The following is a 19,704-nucleotide window of genomic DNA, read 5'->3' on the forward strand; positions in this document are numbered from 1 at the left end:
GAGCCTGGCAGCCCTAAAGTAACGGAGATCACGGAAGAAATCACTTACGAACGTGGCAAAGAAGTTTCAAGAAAGATGATTAATAGAGAAGTCATCGATGAAGGAACTGCAGCCATCAAGTATACGGGTATCAAGCGTGTCGAGACGATTACCGAAACTGAAACACTGACTCCTGAAACAGAACGTCGTGAGAATCCTGATCTTTATGAAGGAACAGAGCGTGTTATTCAAGAAGGTAAAGAAGGTTCTGTGACCAAAGAGTACGAAGTAACCTATATCAAAGGCAAGGAGACGAACCGACAGGAAGTGCGCGTTGTTGAAAGAGTCGATCCTGTGACGGAAATTATTGAAGTTGGCACCAAAAAAGACCAGCTAGTTAAGTGGACGGTCGACTACGGCACTCCTGAACCGAGTGAAGAGGCTTTAGGTAATGTTTTAAGTGTGTATGATAAGATGGCGAAAGACGTTGATGAATTTGGAACAAACTATCAGTTCGGTGCAATGACGATTGCTTTAAATCCTAATAATTCTGAAAGAACACAGAAGTTCTATTTGGATGCTCTGGCTGAGTATTCTAATAATAAGAAAAAGATTGTTCTTGCTTCAATTCTTGACTATTATCGTAAGTCGAAGGATGATGAAACAATTATTGTTGAAGACATAGTTAAGGCCAGCAAAGGTAATACTGGAGGTTTTTATGAAACTTTAGTGTTAGCTGCAGCTGAAAAATTAGGTATTACAGAAGTCCAATCGGGGCAAACGGCAGAACAATACAAGAGGTTAATGGTAAATAATATGATGAATAAAGATATGTTTGGAGGAAAAAATTTATATAAGGATGTAATGAATAATGGTGATTTTGGGGCATATGCTCCACGTCTAGACGCTAAAAATACAGCGATGGAAACTTTAAATAATCTAAATTCATTATTAGACCACTGGCAAGAATCCTTCAAGACAATCACCAACGATGAGACCATCACCCGCGAAGATACCCTTGCTAGAATGTTGGAATATTACCGTCAGGTATCTGGTCAATCGGAAGCGACTCTGCGCGAAGCGATTGAGGATCTAGCGAATTATTCCTTTAGCCAAGAAGGGATGAAGGCAATGGTTAACCATTATGATTCAATGCTTGAGCCGCTATCCGATATTGAAGCCTATAAAAAAGTGATGACGATCACGAAACAAGGTGAAACAAAGGAAAGTAACTTGAATTTCTTTACCGATACGGTTCTAGAAATTCTCAATAACCTCGGTATCCCCGCTAACTAAGATAAGCGTATTAACTGACCATTTAAGACCAGGAGGATGAAGGGAACTTCATTTCCTGGTCTTTCTGGTCGACATATTAGAACCAGTGTATAGATAAACACCCACCCCAAAAGTATCCGGGTGGGTGTGATGTTGTATCTGTTTCGCTAGGAGTATCCAGGCTATCTTCCTTAGGTCTAATGCTTGGCTTCTTCCACGAAGGCTTCGATTTCAGCCATGGTGGATTGGTCGTTGAGGGGGTGACGGGCCTTGCCTTCTTGAACAATGAAGGCGTGGGGTGCCGTCTGGATCTGGAAGACTTCTTTGATAACTTGGTCGAAGTTGTCATCATTTTGTCGCTTGTCAGTGTTGTAGTAGTAGACGGCCAGTTGGGCTTCCTTGGCTAATTGATTTATCTTGGGGACGAAGGCCTTGCAGTAGGGGCAGGAATCGAAGCCGATCACGAAGACCATCGGTTGGTCTTCGGAAGCTTGAATCAGGGCTTCATAGTCGGCCTGGGATTCGATCGGGTGGACTTGTGAGTAGCTACTGGGGTCTGGCTCCTGGCTCCCATCGTACCGGGTAATAGCATCCAACTGCTGGTAGAGGTCGGCCTTCTGGTTTGGCTTGAGGTCTTTGATCTGGAAAGTCTCTGGAAACCGGATGGGTTGGCTGGGGTCGAAGGTTAAGGCCTTCTCTTGGGGTTTGGTTGAGGTATAGGAGGGAGGTGTGGGTTGACAAGCTACTAAGAGCAGGCAAGCCAGGCTAATGAGGGTCAAGAATTTTCTGGTTCTTTTCATAGGCATCTCCTTAGCGGTTGGATAGAATCATTTGGATCACTTGCGCGACACCGTCTTCATCGTGAGGGGCCGCGAGGTCTTTGGCGAGTTGTTTAACGGCCGAGCTGGCATTGGACATGGCATAGGAATAGCCGGTCATCTGTAACATGGAGCGATCGTTGAGGGAATCCCCAATACTTGCCACCTGGTCCAGGCCATAGTCCTTATTCTGGAGGTAGCGCTGGATGGCCAGACCCTTCTGAGCAAGATGGTGGGTAATTTCCAAGTTGTCAGGTCCGGACGAGGTAATATCAAGGCTGGCCTCATCCTGCCATTCAGCCTTGAAGGCTTCTAAGGCAGCCGCTTGTTTAGACATCACCATCAGCTTGAAGGGTGGGTCTTGGTCGAGGGAGTAGTCATCCAACGACTTCACCATGCCGAATTGGTCCCTTAATTGGGCATTGGTGGTCTCAGCTTGAGGGTCTTCATGCAGGGTCGTCATCAGTCGGTTATAAAAGTCTTGGATATTACGGACATAGAAGTGGGTCGCTCCCATGATTGAGTAGTCGAGTTGGCGTTGGTTGAGGTCTTTGACCAGAGCTTGGGTGACCGCCACGTCCAGACCTTGTTGGAAGATGAGTTGGTCGTCTCGGTTATAGATAGCCGCGCCATTGAGGACAATCACATCACATTGGATGTTCGCTGCAGCTAAGAGTTTACGGCAGGAATAGAGGTCCCGTCCCGTCGCCACAATGAAGTCGATTCCACTGGCTTGCAGGTCATGGACGGCTTGTGCATTGCCTGGGGTGATCTGGTGGTCTTTGCCTAAGAGCGTCCCATCGAGATCGGATGCAAATAATTTAATCAAGGTGTGGCCTCCTTATTTTTTGATTAGGTCTAGTGTATCACTTTTGCCTCAATAATGATAAGATAAGTTCGTGAACAGATCATTAGGAGGAATCGCCATGCCTGATCATTACTACTCCCATCAGCCAACCAGTGACCACGACTACCAGTCCTTCTCAACCGAAGTGGCTGGCCAGTTCATGTCCTTCGCGACCGATGCAGGTGTCTTCTCCAAGGACCGGATGGACTTTGGCTCCCGCTTGTTGGTAGAGACATTGGTGGACCAGCTCCAAGCTACCCCTGATGCGCTCTTGGAATTAGGGTCAGGCTATGGGCCGATTGCGATCAGTCTGGCCAAGGTCTATCCGTCCTGCTCGGTGATGGGCCTTGAATTGAACCAACGGGCGCTTGAATTAGCCAAGCAGAATGCGCTGGCCAACCAGGCGTCTAACGTGACCTTTGAACTAGCGGATGTCCTGGAATGGCAGGGGAATGGGGACTTCTCCCACGTTGTGACCAATCCCCCCATCCGGGCTGGTAAAGCGGTGATCCAAGCCTTTGCGGACCAGGCCTACCGTGCCTTGAGACCTGGAGGGGAACTCTGGTTGGTCATTCAGAAGAAGCAAGGAGCACCTTCGATGGAAGTCTATTTGAACCAGCGCTTTGACCAGGTTGACCGAGTGAAACGGTCCAAGGGCTATTGGATCTTAAGAGCCATTAAGAAGGCCTGATATCAATCAGGAGCCGACTGGTTGGATGGCTTGAGCTATCTGACCAGTCTCTTGTTGATTATCGACCGCAAGAAGTTAACATTAAAAAGATTGTCAGACTCCTCCGCGTGTGATACATTATGTCTACTATTTAGATCGCAAGAACGGTCAGAGAGGAAGGAAACCGGTGCTATCAAGATTAACTGAGCGCAAGTCTTTGAGCCCTGCCCTAATTATTATGGGAGGCTTTATCTTAATTTCTTTATTAGGGGCTGGTCTTTTAGCGACACCATGGGTGACGCAGTCACAGGAAGGGACCCCCTTTCTTGATGCTTGGTTTACCGCGGTATCAGCAGTTTGCGTGACGGGGAATGTCACGGTGAATACCTTAGACCATTGGAATATTTGGGGCTGGACAGTGATCTTGTGTTTGATTGAGGTCGGGGGACTTGGCTTTATGACCTTGTGGGTCACTATCTATGTCTTCATGGGCAAGCGAGTCGACTTGAAGGCCCAGCAGGTTGTGCTGGAGTCCTTGAACATCTCGGACCTCTCTCAGGTCCATGCCCTCTTATCTTATATCCTACGCTTTGCGATGACGGTCCAGGGGATCGGGGCCTTCCTCTTAGCCTGGGCTTGGGTACCTGAACACGGCTGGGGAATGGGCCTTTATCATGCAGTCTTTCATAGCGTGTCCGCCTTTTGTAATGCTGGCTTTGACCTGTTTGGGGAATCCTTGGTGGGCTACCAGGATCATCCCCTCGTGGTCTTGACCATTACGGCCTTGATTGTGATTGGGGGGTTGGGCTTTATTGTCTGCCGCGACCTCTTGGCATATCCCAAGAACCACCAATTACTCTGGCATAGTAAGATTGTCTTAAGCGCAACTGGTCTCCTCTTGTTGGGCGGCACCCTCTTGTTCGCTTGGACCGAGCATGGGACGGGTCTCTTAGACCGGCATCCGGCTGGCATCCGCTGGATGAACTATCTCTTCTTGGCGGTGACGCCTCGGACCGCTGGTTTTGCGACCATCGACTATACCCACTTATCCCATGCAGGTATCCTACTGACCCTCATCCTGATGTTCATTGGTGCCTCATCGGGGTCAACGGGTGGTGGTTTGAAGACGACCACGGTGGTAGTCTTGATCGTCCAAGCTTTCTCGGGTGTTCGCAGTCGAGGGGCCATGATCTTTAAGCGGGGGATTTCGCGCGAAGCCATGGTCAAGGCGGTCTTTATGTTTACGGCCGGGATGCTCTTAATTAGCCTGGCCTCCTTTATCCTCTTATCGACAGAGCAGATTCCAGCCGGCTTTGGCCTGGAATATATTCTGATGGAGGTGGTCTCCTGCTTCTCAACAGTTGGCTTGTCATTGGGCTTGAGTGCCAATCTGACAGCGATTGGGAAGGTGGTATTGATTGTCATGATGTTAATTGGACGTATTGGCTTGTTGACCGTCTTCTGGGCCATCAACCTTAGTCGGACTCCAAGTAAAGTGAAGCATCCCTTGGGGAATTTGATGATTGGATAATTGAAAGGAAGCGAATAAATGAAAAAGAAAGTAATCGCCGTCCTCGGTCTGGGTCTCTTTGGTTCTTCCTTGGCTCGGACACTGGCAGAGAATGGTCAAGAAGTGATTGCGATCGATCGGGAAATGGAATGGGTGGAGAACCTAGCCGACCATGTTGCCTATGCGGTTCAAGGGGACTTCTCTAAGTATGAGGTCTTGAAGGAAGCAGGAGTTGGCTCAGCCGATGTGGTGGTGATCGCCTCCTCCAAGTTTGAAAATAGTATTATGACCCTCTTGGCCTTGCAGAAGTTAGAGGTGCCACAGATCATTGCTAAGACCCGGCAGGCAGAGTATCGTAAGGTCCTCCTCAAGCTGGGGGTTGACCAGGTGATTCTACCAGAAGCTGATATGGGGGTTCGTTTTGCGAATGAATTGACCAATGGTTCCGTCTTAGACCTGATCCAGCTGGATAATGCTAACCAGATGGTGGAATTTACCGCCCATGGCAAGTGGGTCGGCAAGACCATCGACCAGGTCAACTTCCGCCAGGAATACTCATTGAACCTGCTGGCCATTAAGTCCCAGGGTCAAGATGAGTTCAAGGTTGATATTGACCCCAACTACCAAATTCAAGACAAGGATACCTTTATTGGCTTGACCAATAATCAAGAAGTCCAACAGATCCTCAAAGCCCTTGACAAATAGCACCAACCCGCCCTCGGATGAGGGTGGGCTTCTTTAATTAAGCCTTGGTATGGCCTTCTTAAGGTGGTCATTCACGATAGGGAGTAACTCTTTTGCTTATCATTAAACCATTAAGGGCCCTTGAATCAGGGTCTTGACAAGCCGATTTAGGGTCTATATAATAGAATAACGCAAAGCGTGGATACAGAATTCAAAATGGCACCGAAATATTGTCCGGTCGGCGATTTTGGCAAGTTGAACAAAAGGTTGAGTCAGCTAATTTAGCAGAATTTTCAATTCTTTTGTCTTTTTTTTGCCCTAAAAAGCGATCTAAAAGCTACTTGTCATTAAAACGTAATAATTGTTACGCATTTGTTATATCAGCCGATAGCTAACCCAAGTCCGCACGAATCCATTGACGCTTGTGAATACTAAAGAGGGGTGAATCACTTGAGTCAACATCATCATACCGTTCAGTATGGTAAGAAAGCTCAACGTCGGAGTTACGCGCGCATTGATGAAGTGCTTGAACTGCCAAATCTTACAGAGATCCAAACCGATTCTTATCAATGGTTCTTAGAGGAAGGTCTAAGAACAATGTTTGAAGATATTTCCCCAATTGTCGATCATACAGAGACGATTGAATTATACTTCCATGATTACTCTTTCCAGGAAGCCAAGTATTCGGTGGAAGAGGCACGGGCCCATGATGCGAATTATTCCAAGCCGATCTATGTCAACTTGCGTCTAGTCAACAAGGAGACAGGGGAAGTCAAGGAGCAAGAGGTCTTCTTTGGCGATTTCCCAATTATGACGGATACGGGGACCTTTATTATTAATGGGGCAGAGCGAGTGATCGTGTCCCAACTGGTTCGCTCTCCTGGGGTTTACTTCCATGATAAGGTGGATAAGAAGAGCCGCCATACCTTTAGTTCGACCGTCATTCCCAATCGCGGGGCTTGGTTAGAATTTGAAACAGATGCCAAGGGGATTGCCTATGTTCGGATTGACCGGACGCGGAAATTGCCGATTACCGAATTAATCCGGGCCCTTGGCTTTGGTGAAGATGATGAGATTGTTGAGATCTTATCCGAGACCCGCCTATTGAATGACACCTTGGTGAAGGATGTCCATAAGAATATTGCGGATTCACGGGTAGAAGAATCCTTGAAGGATATCTATGAGCGTCTGCGTCCAGGTGAACCCAAGACAGCTGAATCTTCTCGTAACCTCTTAACCGCTCGTTTCTTTGATCCACGTCGTTATGACCTAGCCAAGGTAGGACGTTACAAGATTAATAAGAAACTCCACCTCAAGCACCGTCTCTTGGGTCTGACCCTAGCTGAGACCTTAGCGGATCCCGAAACCGGTGAAGTGATCTTTACGGAGGGGACCGAATTAACAGCGGACCGGATAGAAACCCTTATCCCTTATCTTGACCAAGGGATTAACGTTTATACTTATACCCCTTCACCAGAAGGGGTAGTAGGCGAACCGGTTGACCTACAGATTATCAAGACCTACGCGCCGAATGACCCAGACCGTGTGATCAACATTGTCGGCAATGCTAACCTGGAAGGGGTGCATTATTTAACCCCAGCGGATATTATCGCGTCAATGAACTACTACCTTCTTTTAGATGATGGGATTGGCACGACCGATGATATTGACCATCTAGGAAACCGTCGGATCCGTTCAGTCGGAGAACTCCTACAGAACCAATTCCGAATCGGTCTTTCTCGGATGGAGCGGGTGGTGCGTGAACGGATGTCGCTACAAGATGTGGCGACGATGACACCGCAACAATTGATTAATATCCGGCCAGTGGTCGCTTCGATCAAGGAATTCTTCGGGTCTTCCCAATTGTCACAATTCATGGACCAGACCAACCCCTTGAGTGAGTTGTCGCATAAGCGCCGTCTATCTGCCTTAGGACCAGGTGGTTTGACACGTGACCGTGCAGGCTATGAAGTTCGAGATGTTCATTACTCTCACTATGGCCGGATGTGTCCAATTGAGACCCCTGAAGGACCCAACATCGGCTTGATCAACTCGCTTTCAACCTTTGCTAAGATTAACCAATATGGCTTCATCGAGACGCCTTACCGAAAGGTGGATAAGGACAGGCAAGTGGTGACCGAAGAGATTGTTTACTTGTCTGCTGATGAGGAGGACCTCTATACCATTGCCCAAGCCAACTCTGTCTTGAATGAGGACGGGACTTTCGCTAACGATACTGTTATGGCCCGGTTCAAGGACCAGAACTTGGAAGTGAAGAGTGAGACAGTTGACTTCATGGACGTCTCACCTAAGCAGGTCGTAGCCGTCGCAACCTCTCATATCCCCTTCTTAGAAAATGACGACTCTAACCGGGCGCTTATGGGAGCGAACATGCAGCGGCAAGCCGTGCCACTTGTGCGGCCCCAATCACCGATTGTGGGAACAGGGATTGAATATTCAGCTGCTCACGACTCTGGAGCCTGTCTCATCTGTGAACGTCCAGGGCGCGTCGTGTATGTGGATGCTAAGAAGATCCGTGTTCAATTAGAAGATGGGACGACGGATGAATACCATCTGACGAAGTTTGCCCGTTCGAATGCAGGAACCTGTTATAATCAGCGTCCGATTGTTCAAGTAGGGGACCAAGTTGAGACGCAAGAAATTCTTGCGGATGGACCTTCCATGCAGAATGGTGAGATGGCACTAGGACAGAATCCATTAGTAGCCTTCATGACCTGGGATGGTTACAACTATGAGGATGCGGTCATCATGTCTGAACGTTTAGTCAAGGATGATGTCTATACCTCCATCCATATTGAAGAGTATGAATCCGAATCACGGGATACCAAGTTAGGCCCAGAGGAAATCACGCGTGAGATTCCGAATGTGGGTGAAGATGCCCTTAAATTCCTTGATAAAGACGGTATCATCTCCATTGGTGCGGAAGTGCGCGATGGCGACATCTTAGTTGGTAAGGTGACACCTAAGGGTGTAACGGAACTCTCAGCAGAAGAACGCTTGCTTCATGCCATCTTTGGTGAGAAGGCGCGTGAAGTTCGCGACACCTCCCTTCGTGTTCCACACGGTGGGGGCGGGATTGTCCACGATGTCAAGGTCTTTACCCGTGAGAATGGGGATGAACTTTCACCAGGTGTCAACAAGCTCGTGCGCGTTTATATTGTTCAGAAGCGTAAGATCCAAGTCGGTGATAAGATGGCAGGACGTCACGGGAATAAGGGGGTTGTCTCCTTAATCCTACCGGAAGAAGATATGCCTTACATGCCAGATGGGACTCCAATCGATATTATGTTGAATCCTTTAGGGGTGCCTTCGCGGATGAATATTGGACAAGTCTTGGAGTTGCACCTGGGAATGGCCGGTCGTCAATTAGGAATTAAGATGGCGACCCCTGTATTTGATGGGGCACGTGAGGAAGATGTCTGGGCGACCGTTAAGGAAGCTGGACTTGAACACGATGCTAAGACGATTCTCTACGATGGTCGAACAGGGGAACCGTTTGACCGGAAAGTCTCCGTCGGAGTTATGTACATGCTCAAGCTAGCCCACATGGTGGATGATAAGTTGCATGCGCGTTCGACAGGTCCTTATTCACTTGTCACCCAACAACCGCTCGGCGGGAAGGCTCAATTTGGGGGTCAACGTTTTGGGGAGATGGAAGTATGGGCCTTGGAAGCTTATGGTGCAGCCTATACCCTGCAAGAGATCTTAACGTATAAGTCCGATGATGTGGTGGGTCGGGTGAAGACCTACGAATCCATCGTCAAGGGTGAAACAATTCCTAAGCCAGGCGTGCCAGAATCCTTCAGAGTCCTCGTTAAGGAACTCCAAGCCCTTGGATTAGACTTGAAGGTCTTGGACGCACAAGATCAAGAGATTGAGCTCCTCGATGATGAAGATGATAATGATGTCATTAACTTCAACAAATTAGAGAAATTCAAAGAAGAGCAAATGGCAGCCGAAGAGAAACGTATCCAAGAAGAATTTGGTGAAGAACCGGTTGCTGAAGCAACAGAGACGGAACAAGAATAAGAAATAAATGCCTTGGAGCCATTGGAGATAAGGCACTCTAACTATAAAGGTCACTATCCTCAGATAGCAGATCTTGAATATCAAGAAGGAGGTCGGCCCCTTGATCGATGTTAATAAATTTGAATCTATGAAGATTGGTTTAGCATCCCCTGAGAAGATCCGTAGTTGGTCCTACGGTGAAGTAAAGAAGCCAGAGACGATTAACTATCGAACCCTCAAGCCTGAAAAGGATGGCTTGTTCTGTGAAAGAATCTTTGGTCCAACCAAGGACTGGGAATGTTCCTGTGGGAAGTTGAAGCGTATCCGCTATAAAGGGCGTGTCTGCGACCGGTGTGGTGTGGAAGTTACCCGCGCTAAAGTGCGCCGTGAGCGGATGGGTCATATTGAATTGGCAACGCCTGTAACCCATGTATGGTATTTCAAAGGAATTCCAAGTCGAATTGGTTTGGTCTTGGACATGAGTCCACGTTTATTAGAAGAAGTGATTTACTTTGCTTCTTATATTGTGATTGACAAAGGCGATACCGATTTAGAATATAAGGCTCTCTTAACCGAGACAGAGTACCGTGAGAAGAAGCGGGAATATGGCGATCGCTTCTATGCCAAGATGGGAGCAGAAGCGATTAAAGAATTGCTCCAAGCGGTCGATGTGCAAGGAGAAATCGACCAGCTACGAGAAGAATTGAAGACAGCAACCGGTCAGAAGCGAACTCGTGCCATTCGGCGTTTGGACATTCTCGATTCATTCAATGAATCGGGCAACAAGCCAGAGTGGATGGTGATGGACGTTCTACCGGTGATCCCACCAGATCTACGTCCGATGGTCCAATTGGAGGGTGGACGGTTTGCGACGTCTGACCTGAACGACCTCTACCGGCGGGTGATCAACCGAAATAACCGGTTGAAACGATTGCTTGACTTGGGAGCTCCCAATATTATCGTGCAGAATGAGAAGCGGATGTTACAAGAAGCGGTCGATGCCCTCATCGATAATGGACGTCGCGGACGCCCCGTGACAGGTCCTGGTAACCGCCCATTGAAGTCCCTATCGCATATGTTGAAAGGGAAGCAAGGACGCTTCCGTCAGAACCTACTTGGTAAGCGGGTCGACTATTCTGGCCGGTCAGTTATCGTGGTCGGTCCCTTCCTGAAGATGTACCAGTGTGGGATTCCTAAAGAGATGGCCATTGAGCTCTTCAAGCCCTTTGTGATGAAGGAGCTGGTTGAACGTGGCATCGCTGGCAACGTCAAGAATGCCAAGCGGATGATTGAAGTCCAAGATGATGCAATCTGGCCGGTCATTGAAGAGGTCATTAAGGAACACCCAGTTCTCTTGAACCGGGCCCCCACCTTGCACCGCTTGGGGATCCAAGCTTTTGAACCGGTCCTAATTGAAGGTAAGGCCATCCGCCTCCACCCCTTAGCCTGTGAAGCCTATAACGCGGACTTCGACGGGGACCAAATGGCGATTCACGTGCCCCTTTCACAAGAAGCACAAGCCGAAGCGCGTCTCCTTATGTTGGGTGCGCAGAACATCTTGAATCCTAAGGACGGTAAGCCAGTCGTTACCCCTTCTCAAGATATGGTCTTGGGGAATTATTACCTTACCATTGAAGAGCCGGGTCGAGTGGGCGAGGGAATGATCCTTGCTTCAATGTCTGAAGTGGAGTTGGCTTATCAGAATGGCTACGTTCACCTTCATACCCGGGTAGCGATTCCAGCCAAAGCCCTAACCAACAAGCCTTTTACCGATTGGCAGAAGGAACGTTTGATGGTTACGACGATCGGGAAGCTCCTATTTAATGCCATAATGCCGGAGGAATTCCCTTATCTAAATGAACCATCCAATGAGAACTTAACCCAAAAGACACCGGACAAGTATTTCTTAGAGCCTGGAACCAATGTTCCTGAAGCGATTCAAGCCATGGAACCGGTAGCGCCTTTCAAGAAGAAGCATCTCGGAAATATCATTGCTGAAGTCTTCAAGCACTTCCAAATTACGGAAACTTCCATGATGCTAGATAAGTTGAAAGACCTTGGCTATAAGATCTCAACCCGATCAGGGATCACAGTCGGAGTGGCTGACGTCTTGAAGCTTGAAAGTAAGCCAGCGATCCTAGCAAATGCACATAAGCAAGTGGATGAGATTACCCGTCTCCGCCGCCGGGGTCTCTTGACAGAAGACGAGCGCTACGAGCGGGTCATCCGGACCTGGGAACAGGCTAAGGATGAGATCCAATCTGACCTACAAAAGAGCTTGCCACGTTTGAACCCGATCTTTATGATGTCTGATTCAGGTGCTCGGGGGAATATCTCCAACTTTACCCAATTAGCGGGGATGCGTGGAAACATGGCTGCGCCATCCGGTAAGATTATTGAACTTCCAATCACTTCCAACTTCCGTGAAGGGTTGAATGTCATGGAGATGTTTATCTCGACTCACGGGGCGCGTAAAGGGATGACCGATACGGCCTTGAAGACAGCCGACTCCGGTTACCTAACCAGACGGTTGGTCGATGTTGCCCAAGATGTGATTATTCGTGAAGAAGATTGTGGAACGGACAAGGGATTAGAGATTCAAGAGATTGCGGACGGCAATTCCATTATTGAATCCCTGGAAGAACGTCTCCAAGGGCGGTACACCCACAAGTCGGTGATCCATCCGGAAACAGGGGAAGTCATTGTTCCAGCTCAGACCTTGATTACTGAAGCGATGGCCAGTGAAATTGTCCAAGCGGGCGTAGAATCTGTCACCATCCGTTCAGTCTTCACTTGTAATACAGACCATGGGGTATGTAAGAAGTGCTATGGCCGCAACCTCGCAACTGGTGCGGAGGTCGAAGTCGGTGAGGCAGTCGGAACGATTGCCGCTCAATCGATCGGAGAACCTGGTACCCAATTAACCATGCGGACCTTCCATACTGGTGGGGTTGCGGGTGGTGGCGATATTACCCAAGGTTTACCGCGGATCCAAGAGATCTTCGAAGCACGTAATCCGAAAGGACAAGCGACCATCACCGAAGTAGCTGGTACGGTCACTTCCATTGAAGAGAAGGCCAGCGAGCGGGTGAAGGAGATCACGGTCAAGGGTGTGACCGATGAGCGGACTTACAAGGTAGCCTTTGCGGCCCGTCTCAAGGTGAACGAAGGCGACCAAGTGGGTCGCGGTCAAGCCCTCACCGAAGGATCCATTGATCCGAAAGAATTATTGGCCGTAACAGATGTTCTAACCGTAGAGAAATACCTCATGCGTGAAGTTCAAGCGGTCTACCGTGGCCAAGGGGTAGAGATTGGCGATAAGCACGTTGAAGTGATGGTTCGCCAAATGCTACGAAAGGTTCGCGTAATGGACCCAGCCTCCACGTCGATCCTTCCAGGTGCCTTGATGGATATTGCGGACTTTGCCAAAGCCAATAAGGAAGCCATTACCAGTGGAGAAGTACCGGCAACTGCCCGTCCTGTCCTCCTCGGTATTACCAAGGCTGCGCTTGAGACCAAGTCCTTCATCTCAGCTGCTTCCTTCCAGGAAACCACGCGTGTCCTCACCGATGCGGCCATCCGTGGTGACCGAGATACCCTGATTGGTCTGAAAGAGAACGTCATAATTGGTAAGTTGATCCCAGCCGGAACCGGTATGACCTATTACCGTGACCTGGAGATTGAGACGACCCAAGATACTGTGCCTTTCACATCAGAAGAGGATGCAGAAGATCAATCAGATCAAGAACCAGCAGAAGAACCCCAACAAATGAAATAACAGCTAAGCCGCCTCACGATAGACGTGGGGCGGCTTTTTTTATGGGTAGAGAATGATAAGGCTGACCACCAAGCAGGGGATGAAGGGGATCCGGTCCTTACCCGTAACTAGGATGTAGATCATGCCCATGACAGAGGCAATCAGTAAATAATAAGGAAAGAGATCAGGTGGAAGGAAGAAGAGGGAAGCATAGATAAATTTAAGGTCGCCACCTCCAATTGCAGAGGAATTAATGACCAGTAATAAAATCAAACAACCGCCAAGTAAGACTAGGTAAATGGGTGCATAATAGGGAAAGCTTTGATAATGAAGGAGGCCGAGGCCTAGCAGAACCCCTTGTAAAATGTCAGGTAGCCACATACCCGCTAAGTCGAAACAAACCATGGATAATAGGCAGATGACCAGCAGACAATTTTGAAGACTGGCTGGATGGTGTGTAAAGAAATAGGCCAGGACAAAACCAGAAAAAAGCTCGCTCAATAAGTAGTTGGAACTCAAGACTTGGTGACAATAAAAGCACCGTCCCCTCAAGAGACAAAAAGAAAAAATAGGAATCAAATGCCAAAAGGAAAGAAGATGACCACAGTGGTCACAAGTTGACCTTCGAGTGGACAAGATGGCCTGGTTTGGGTAATTCATGGCCAGGCAATAGAGGAAAGAAGCAATAAAGGCACCTAATAAGAATAATAGAATCGAATTCATGAAACCACCTCATAGAAAAATACACGCCAGAAAGGAAATAAGCGTTAATGCAAAAAGTTAGAAGAGGTCAACTGTCCGTTTAAATCTTTCAAAAAATGAATTACTTACCAGATCATGGTGAACTTATCATCGACTAGCAGATCCTTGCAACCTTTCATTACCGGGAAAAGCCCTCCAGTGGTCCTGCTTATCAAGGGTATTCCCACAGGTTAGATTTAGATGGATACCATAGGGCAATACAAGTTCGGTCGCCGGTGATCGAATACTTGCCTTTTTATTATCTTGCAAAAAGATTGGAGACAGAGCCCAGTCTTCACTTCTTCCATTCGTTAATAATAGCCAGAAAGGGATGCCTCTTTGCGGTTAAAAATTATTCCAAAAAATCAAGCCAAAAGACTTGACCAACCTAAAATAAGATGGTATAGTATAGTTCCTGCCAAACGCGGAGGCAAACGTTTAAAAAGAATTTTAATAAAATCCAAATTAACGCTTGCGCTGAACTCCGATCCATGGTAGTATATAGAAGTTGTCACTCAAACGAGCGGCAACCAAGCTCATTGAAAACTGAACAAAGACAAACACCAAGATGTGTAGGGGCGATTCGAAGGAATCGCACAACCGAATAAATTTCGAGACGAGTGAAGGAACACTCTAAAAAATCCAAAGCTAGTATTTAAATGAGTCAAAGGACTCATGAATACGACTTGAGGCATAAGCTTCAAGTCACACTTTCATGAGAGTTTGATCCTGGCTCAGGACGAACGCTGGCGGCGTGCCTAATACATGCAAGTCGAACGAACAGCGACTTGAACTTGTTCAAGTCAATGTTAGTGGCGCACGGGTGAGTAACACGTGGAGAACCTACCCTTAAGCGGGGGATAACCATTGGAAACGATGACTAATACCGCATAGAATCACAGATCACATGATCAATGAAGGAAAGACGGCTTCGGCTGTCACTTAAGGATGGCTCCGCGGTGCATTAGCTAGATGGTGGGGTAAAGGCCTACCATGGCAATGATGCATAGCCGACCTGAGAGGGTGATCGGCCACATTGGGACTGAGACACGGCCCAAACTCCTACGGGAGGCAGCAGTAGGGAATCTTCCGCAATGGACGCAAGTCTGACGGAGCAACGCCGCGTGTGTGAAGAAGGTCTTCGGATCGTAAAGCACTGTTGTTAGAGAAGAACGACCGGTAGAGTAACTGTTACCGGAGTGACGGTATCTAACCAGAAAGCCACGGCTAACTACGTGCCAGCAGCCGCGGTAATACGTAGGTGGCAAGCGTTGTCCGGATTTATTGGGCGTAAAGGGAGCGCAGGCGGTGACTTAAGTCTGATGTGAAAGCCCACGGCTCAACCGTGGAGGGTCATTGGAAACTGGGTCACTTGAGTACAGAAGAGGAAAGCGGAATTCCATGTGTAGCGGTGAAATGCGTAGATATATGGAGGAACACCAGTGGCGAAAGCGGCTTTCTGGTCTGAAACTGACGCTGAGGCTCGAAAGCGTGGGGAGCAAACAGGATTAGATACCCTGGTAGTCCACGCCGTAAACGATGAGTGCTAAGTGTTGGAGGGTTTCCACCCTTCAGTGCTGGAGTTAACGCAATAAGCACTCCGCCTGGGGAGTACGGTCGCAAGACTGAAACTCAAAGGAATTGACGGGGACCCGCACAAGCGGTGGAGCATGTGGTTTAATTCGAAGCAACGCGAAGAACCTTACCAGGTCTTGACATAGGATGCATAACCTAGAGATAGGTGAAGTCCTTCGGGACATCCATACAGGTGGTGCATGGTTGTCGTCAGCTCGTGTCGTGAGATGTTGGGTTAAGTCCCGCAACGAGCGCAACCCTTATCACTAGTTGCCAGCATTAAGTTGGGGACTCTAGTGAGACTGCCGGTGACAAACCGGAGGAAGGTGGGGATGACGTCAAATCATCATGCCCCTTATGACCTGGGCTACACACGTGCTACAATGGATGGTACAACGAGCAGCGAACTCGCAAGGGCAAGCGAATCTCTTAAAGCCATTCTCAGTTCGGATTGTTCTCTGCAACTCGAGAACATGAAGCCGGAATCGCTAGTAATCGCGGATCAGCACGCCGCGGTGAATACGTTCCCGGGTCTTGTACACACCGCCCGTCACACCACGAGAGTTTGTAACACCCGAAGCCGGTGGCCTAACTTAGGAGGGAGCCGTCGAAGGTGGGATAGATGATTGGGGTGAAGTCGTAACAAGGTAGCCGTATCGGAAGGTGCGGCTGGATCACCTCCTTTCTAAGGAGTACAGGAATACACAATGGCTTGTCTTTGTTTAGTTTTGAGTGAGCTTTAGGGGGAACCCAAAGATCATTCAACTTGATCCTTGAAAACTGAATAACACCAAACAAGATTGATCATAGTCTCGATGCGAGCTATGAGAGATCCATTATTTCTTAAAAAGATATAATGAACCGAGAAATTGACCGAGTCTATAACGTAAGTTATAGAGTAAGAAAGCGAAAGTATTGTGGTTAAGCAATAAAGGGCGCACGGTGAATGCCTTGGCACTAGGAGCCGATGAAGGACGCGACGAACAGCGATATGCTTCGGGGAGCGGTAAGTACGCTAAGATCCGAAGATTTCCGAATGGGGGAACCCAATGATTGAAAGATCATTATCCGCAAGGAAGGTAGACGCAGAGAACTGAAACATCTAAGTACCTGCAGGAAAAGAAAATAAGAATGATTCCCTAAGTAGCGGCGAGCGAACGGGGAAGAGCCCAAACCATTGTGCATGCACAGTGGGGTAGTAGGACTCCGATAAAGATTCAAAGATCTAGTAGAAGCTCATGGGAAGGAGCAGCGAAGAGGGTGAGACTCCCGTATACGAAAGATTGGCGAACTGCGGAGGATCCTGAGTACGGCGGGACACGAGAAATCCCGTCGGAATCCACCAGGACCATCTGGTAAGGCTAAATACTCCCTAGTGACCGATAGTGAACCAGTACCGTGAGGGAAAGGTGAAAAGCACCCCGGGAGGGGAGTGAAAGAGTACCTGAAACCGTGTGCTTACAAGTAGTCAGAGCCCGTTAAGGGGTGATGGCGTGCCTTTTGTAGAATGAACCGGCGAGTGACGATTTGTAGCGAGGTTAAGTTGAAGAAACGGAGCCGCAGCGAAAGCGAGTCTGAATAGGGCGCAAGTTATAGGTCGTCGACCCGAAACCAGGTGACCTACCCATGTGCAGGTTGAAGGTGCGGTAAGACGCACTGGAGGACCGAACTAGGACACGTTGAAAAGTGTTTAGATGACGTGTGGGTAGCGGAGAAATTCCAATCGAACTTGGAGATAGCTGGTTCTCTCCGAAATATATTTAGGTATAGCCTCAGAGTAAGAGTCGTGGAGGTAGAGCACTGTTTGGACGAGGGGCCCTCCCGGGTTACCGAATCTAGATAAACTCCGAATGCCACAGACTTATCTCTGGGAGTCAGACTGCGAGTGATAAGATCCGTAGTCGAGAGGGAAACAGCCCAGACCACCAGCTAAGGTCCCTAAGTTACTGTTAAGTGGAAAAGGATGTGGAGTTGCACAGACAGCTAGGATGTTGGCTTAGAAGCAGCCATCATTGAAAGAGTGCGTAATAGCTCACTAGTCGAGTGATTCTGCGCCGAAAATGTACCGGGGCTAAACAGTACACCGAAGCTGTGGATTCAGCAATGAATGGTAGGAGAGCGTTCTATAGGCGGAGAAGGCATACCGTAAGGAGTGTTGGAGCGTATAGAAGTGAGAATGCCGGTATGAGTAGCGAAAGACGGGTGAGAATCCCGTCCACCGATAGACTAAGGTTTCCAGGGGAAGGCTCGTCCTCCCTGGGTTAGTCGGGACCTAAGCAAAAGCCGAACGGCGTATGCGATGGATAACAGGTAGAAATTCCTGTACTTGGGGTAACGTTTGAGCGATGGAGGGACACAGGAGGTGAATCCACGCAGACGGATGGAAGCGTCTGTAGAAGCAGTGAAGCGGGAGAAGAGTGAAAGGCTTATCTCTAACGACGAGCTGTGACCTGGAGCGAAGCAAGAAGTAGCGAAGGTGGATAATCAAACTGTCGAGAAAAGCTTCTAGTGAGTGCACCCAACCCGTACCGCAAACCGACACAGGTAGTCAAGTGGAGAACACTAAGGTGAGCGAGAGAACTCTCGTTAAGGAACTCGGCAAAAAGACCCCGTAACTTCGGGAGAAGGGGTGCTGACGCAAGTCAGCCGCAGTGAATAGGCCCAGGCGACTGTTTATCAAAAACACAGGTTTCTGCTAAATCGTAAGATGATGTATAGGAGCTGACGCCTGCCCGGTGCTGGAAGGTTAAGAGGAGTGCTTAGCGCAAGCGAAGGTGCGAATTGAAGCCCCAGTAAACGGCGGCCGTAACTATAACGGTCCTAAGGTAGCGAAATTCCTTGTCGGGTAAGTTCCGACCCGCACGAAAGGCGTAACGATCTGGGCACTGTCTCAACGAGAGACTCGGTGAAATTATAGTACCTGTGAAGATGCAGGTTACCCGCGACAGGACGGAAAGACCCCATGGAGCTTTACTGCAACTTGATATTGAGTGTTTGTGTGACATGTACAGGATAGGTAGGAGCTTAAGAAGTGTGTACGCCAGTATGCATGGAGGCGATGGTGGGATACTACCCTTGTGATATGAACCCTCTAACTCGCGCCAAGCAAGCGGAAGACAGTGTCAGGTGGGCAGTTTGACTGGGGCGGTCGCCTCCTAAAGAGTAACGGAGGCGCCCAAAGGTTCCCTCAGAATGGTTGGAAATCATTCGCAGAGTGCAAAGGCAGAAGGGAGCTTGACTGCGAGACCTACAAGTCGAGCAGGGACGAAAGTCGGGCTTAGTGATCCGGTGGTACCGCATGGAAGGGCCATCGCTCAACGGATAAAAGCTACCCTGGGGATAACAGGCTTATCTCCCCCAAGAGTTCACATCGACGGGGAGGTTTGGCACCTCGATGTCGGCTCATCGCATCCTGGGGCTGAAGTCGGTCCCAAGGGTTGGGCTGTTCGCCCATTAAAGCGGTACGCGAGCTGGGTTCAGAACGTCGTGAGACAGTTCGGTCCCTATCCGTCGCGGGCGTAGGAAATTTGAGAAGAGCTGTCCTTAGTACGAGAGGACCGGGATGGACACACCGCTGGTGTACCAGTTGTTCCGCCAGGAGCATCGCTGGGTAGCTATGTGTGGGATGGATAACCGCTGAAAGCATCTAAGCGGGAAGCCAGCTTCAAGATGAGATTTCCCATTCGAAAGAAGTAAGACCCCTGAGAGACGATCAGGTAGATAGGCTAGAAGTGGAAGTATAGTGATATATGGAGCGGACTAGTACTAATCGGTCGAGGACTTAACCATAAAGATTTTAAGGTTTTGTGAGGTGTTATT

The 19,704-nt window shown here is 48.7% G+C and carries 9 protein-coding genes and 2 rRNA genes; 8 read left to right on the forward strand and 3 right to left on the reverse strand.

Annotated features, from left to right (window positions below; all coding sequences use genetic code 11):
* A partial coding sequence (locus HMPREF9708_RS03685) for a G5 domain-containing protein (RefSeq protein ID WP_006308754.1) occupies positions 1-1,275 on the forward strand: 1,275 nt, incomplete at its 5' end.
* Positions 1,276-1,451: 176 nt separating this feature from the next.
* On the opposite strand, the gene HMPREF9708_RS03690 is transcribed toward HMPREF9708_RS03685, so the two are convergent.
* Both HMPREF9708_RS03690 and HMPREF9708_RS03695 read right to left on the reverse strand, forming a co-directional pair.
* The gene (locus HMPREF9708_RS03690) at positions 1,452-2,054 is read right to left on the reverse strand and encodes a thioredoxin family protein (protein ID WP_006308755.1); all 603 of its coding nucleotides are present in this window, start codon (positions 2,052-2,054) and stop codon (positions 1,452-1,454) included.
* Between the two features lie 10 nt (positions 2,055-2,064).
* Positions 2,065-2,901: a Cof-type HAD-IIB family hydrolase gene (locus HMPREF9708_RS03695; RefSeq protein ID WP_006308756.1), complete on the reverse strand. Its 837-nt coding sequence runs from the start codon at positions 2,899-2,901 to the stop codon at positions 2,065-2,067.
* 97 nt (positions 2,902-2,998) lie between these two features.
* On the opposite strand from HMPREF9708_RS03695, the gene HMPREF9708_RS03700 reads away from it, so the two are divergent.
* The 5 genes from HMPREF9708_RS03700 to rpoC all read left to right on the forward strand — a co-directional run bounded on the left by HMPREF9708_RS03700 (position 2,999) and on the right by rpoC (position 13,590).
* Entirely contained in the window at positions 2,999-3,610 is a 612-nt protein-coding gene (locus HMPREF9708_RS03700) for a class I SAM-dependent methyltransferase (RefSeq protein ID WP_006308757.1), read from the forward strand.
* 166 nt (positions 3,611-3,776) lie between these two features.
* The gene (locus tag HMPREF9708_RS03705) at positions 3,777-5,120 is read left to right on the forward strand and encodes a TrkH family potassium uptake protein (RefSeq protein ID WP_006308758.1); all 1,344 of its coding nucleotides are present in this window, start codon (positions 3,777-3,779) and stop codon (positions 5,118-5,120) included.
* 18 nt (positions 5,121-5,138) lie between these two features.
* Complete coding sequence (locus HMPREF9708_RS03710) at positions 5,139-5,804, forward strand: potassium channel family protein (protein WP_006308759.1); 666 nt, start codon at positions 5,139-5,141, stop codon at positions 5,802-5,804.
* 429 nt (positions 5,805-6,233) lie between these two features.
* Entirely contained in the window at positions 6,234-9,833 is a 3,600-nt protein-coding gene (rpoB, locus tag HMPREF9708_RS03715) for a DNA-directed RNA polymerase subunit beta (protein ID WP_006308760.1), read from the forward strand.
* A gap of 100 nt (positions 9,834-9,933) precedes the next feature.
* Complete coding sequence (gene rpoC / locus HMPREF9708_RS03720) at positions 9,934-13,590, forward strand: DNA-directed RNA polymerase subunit beta' (protein ID WP_006308761.1); 3,657 nt, start codon at positions 9,934-9,936, stop codon at positions 13,588-13,590.
* Between the two features lie 39 nt (positions 13,591-13,629).
* On the opposite strand, the gene HMPREF9708_RS03725 is transcribed toward rpoC, so the two are convergent.
* Positions 13,630-14,292: a prepilin peptidase gene (locus HMPREF9708_RS03725; RefSeq protein ID WP_006308762.1), complete on the reverse strand. Its 663-nt coding sequence runs from the start codon at positions 14,290-14,292 to the stop codon at positions 13,630-13,632.
* Positions 14,293-15,021: 729 nt separating this feature from the next.
* Here HMPREF9708_RS03725 and HMPREF9708_RS03730 point away from each other — a divergent pair.
* Together HMPREF9708_RS03730 and HMPREF9708_RS03735 are read left to right on the forward strand one after the other, a co-directional pair.
* Positions 15,022-16,570: ribosomal RNA gene (locus HMPREF9708_RS03730) — 16S ribosomal RNA — on the forward strand.
* Between the two features lie 234 nt (positions 16,571-16,804).
* A 23S ribosomal RNA gene (locus HMPREF9708_RS03735) occupies positions 16,805-19,674 on the forward strand.
* The 16S and 23S rRNA genes sit together here, the layout of an rRNA operon.
* The last annotated feature ends 30 nt before the right edge of the window (positions 19,675-19,704 follow it).

The organism is Facklamia languida CCUG 37842 (genome assembly GCF_000245795.1).
Lineage (GTDB): Bacteria > Bacillota > Bacilli > Lactobacillales > Aerococcaceae > Facklamia > Facklamia languida.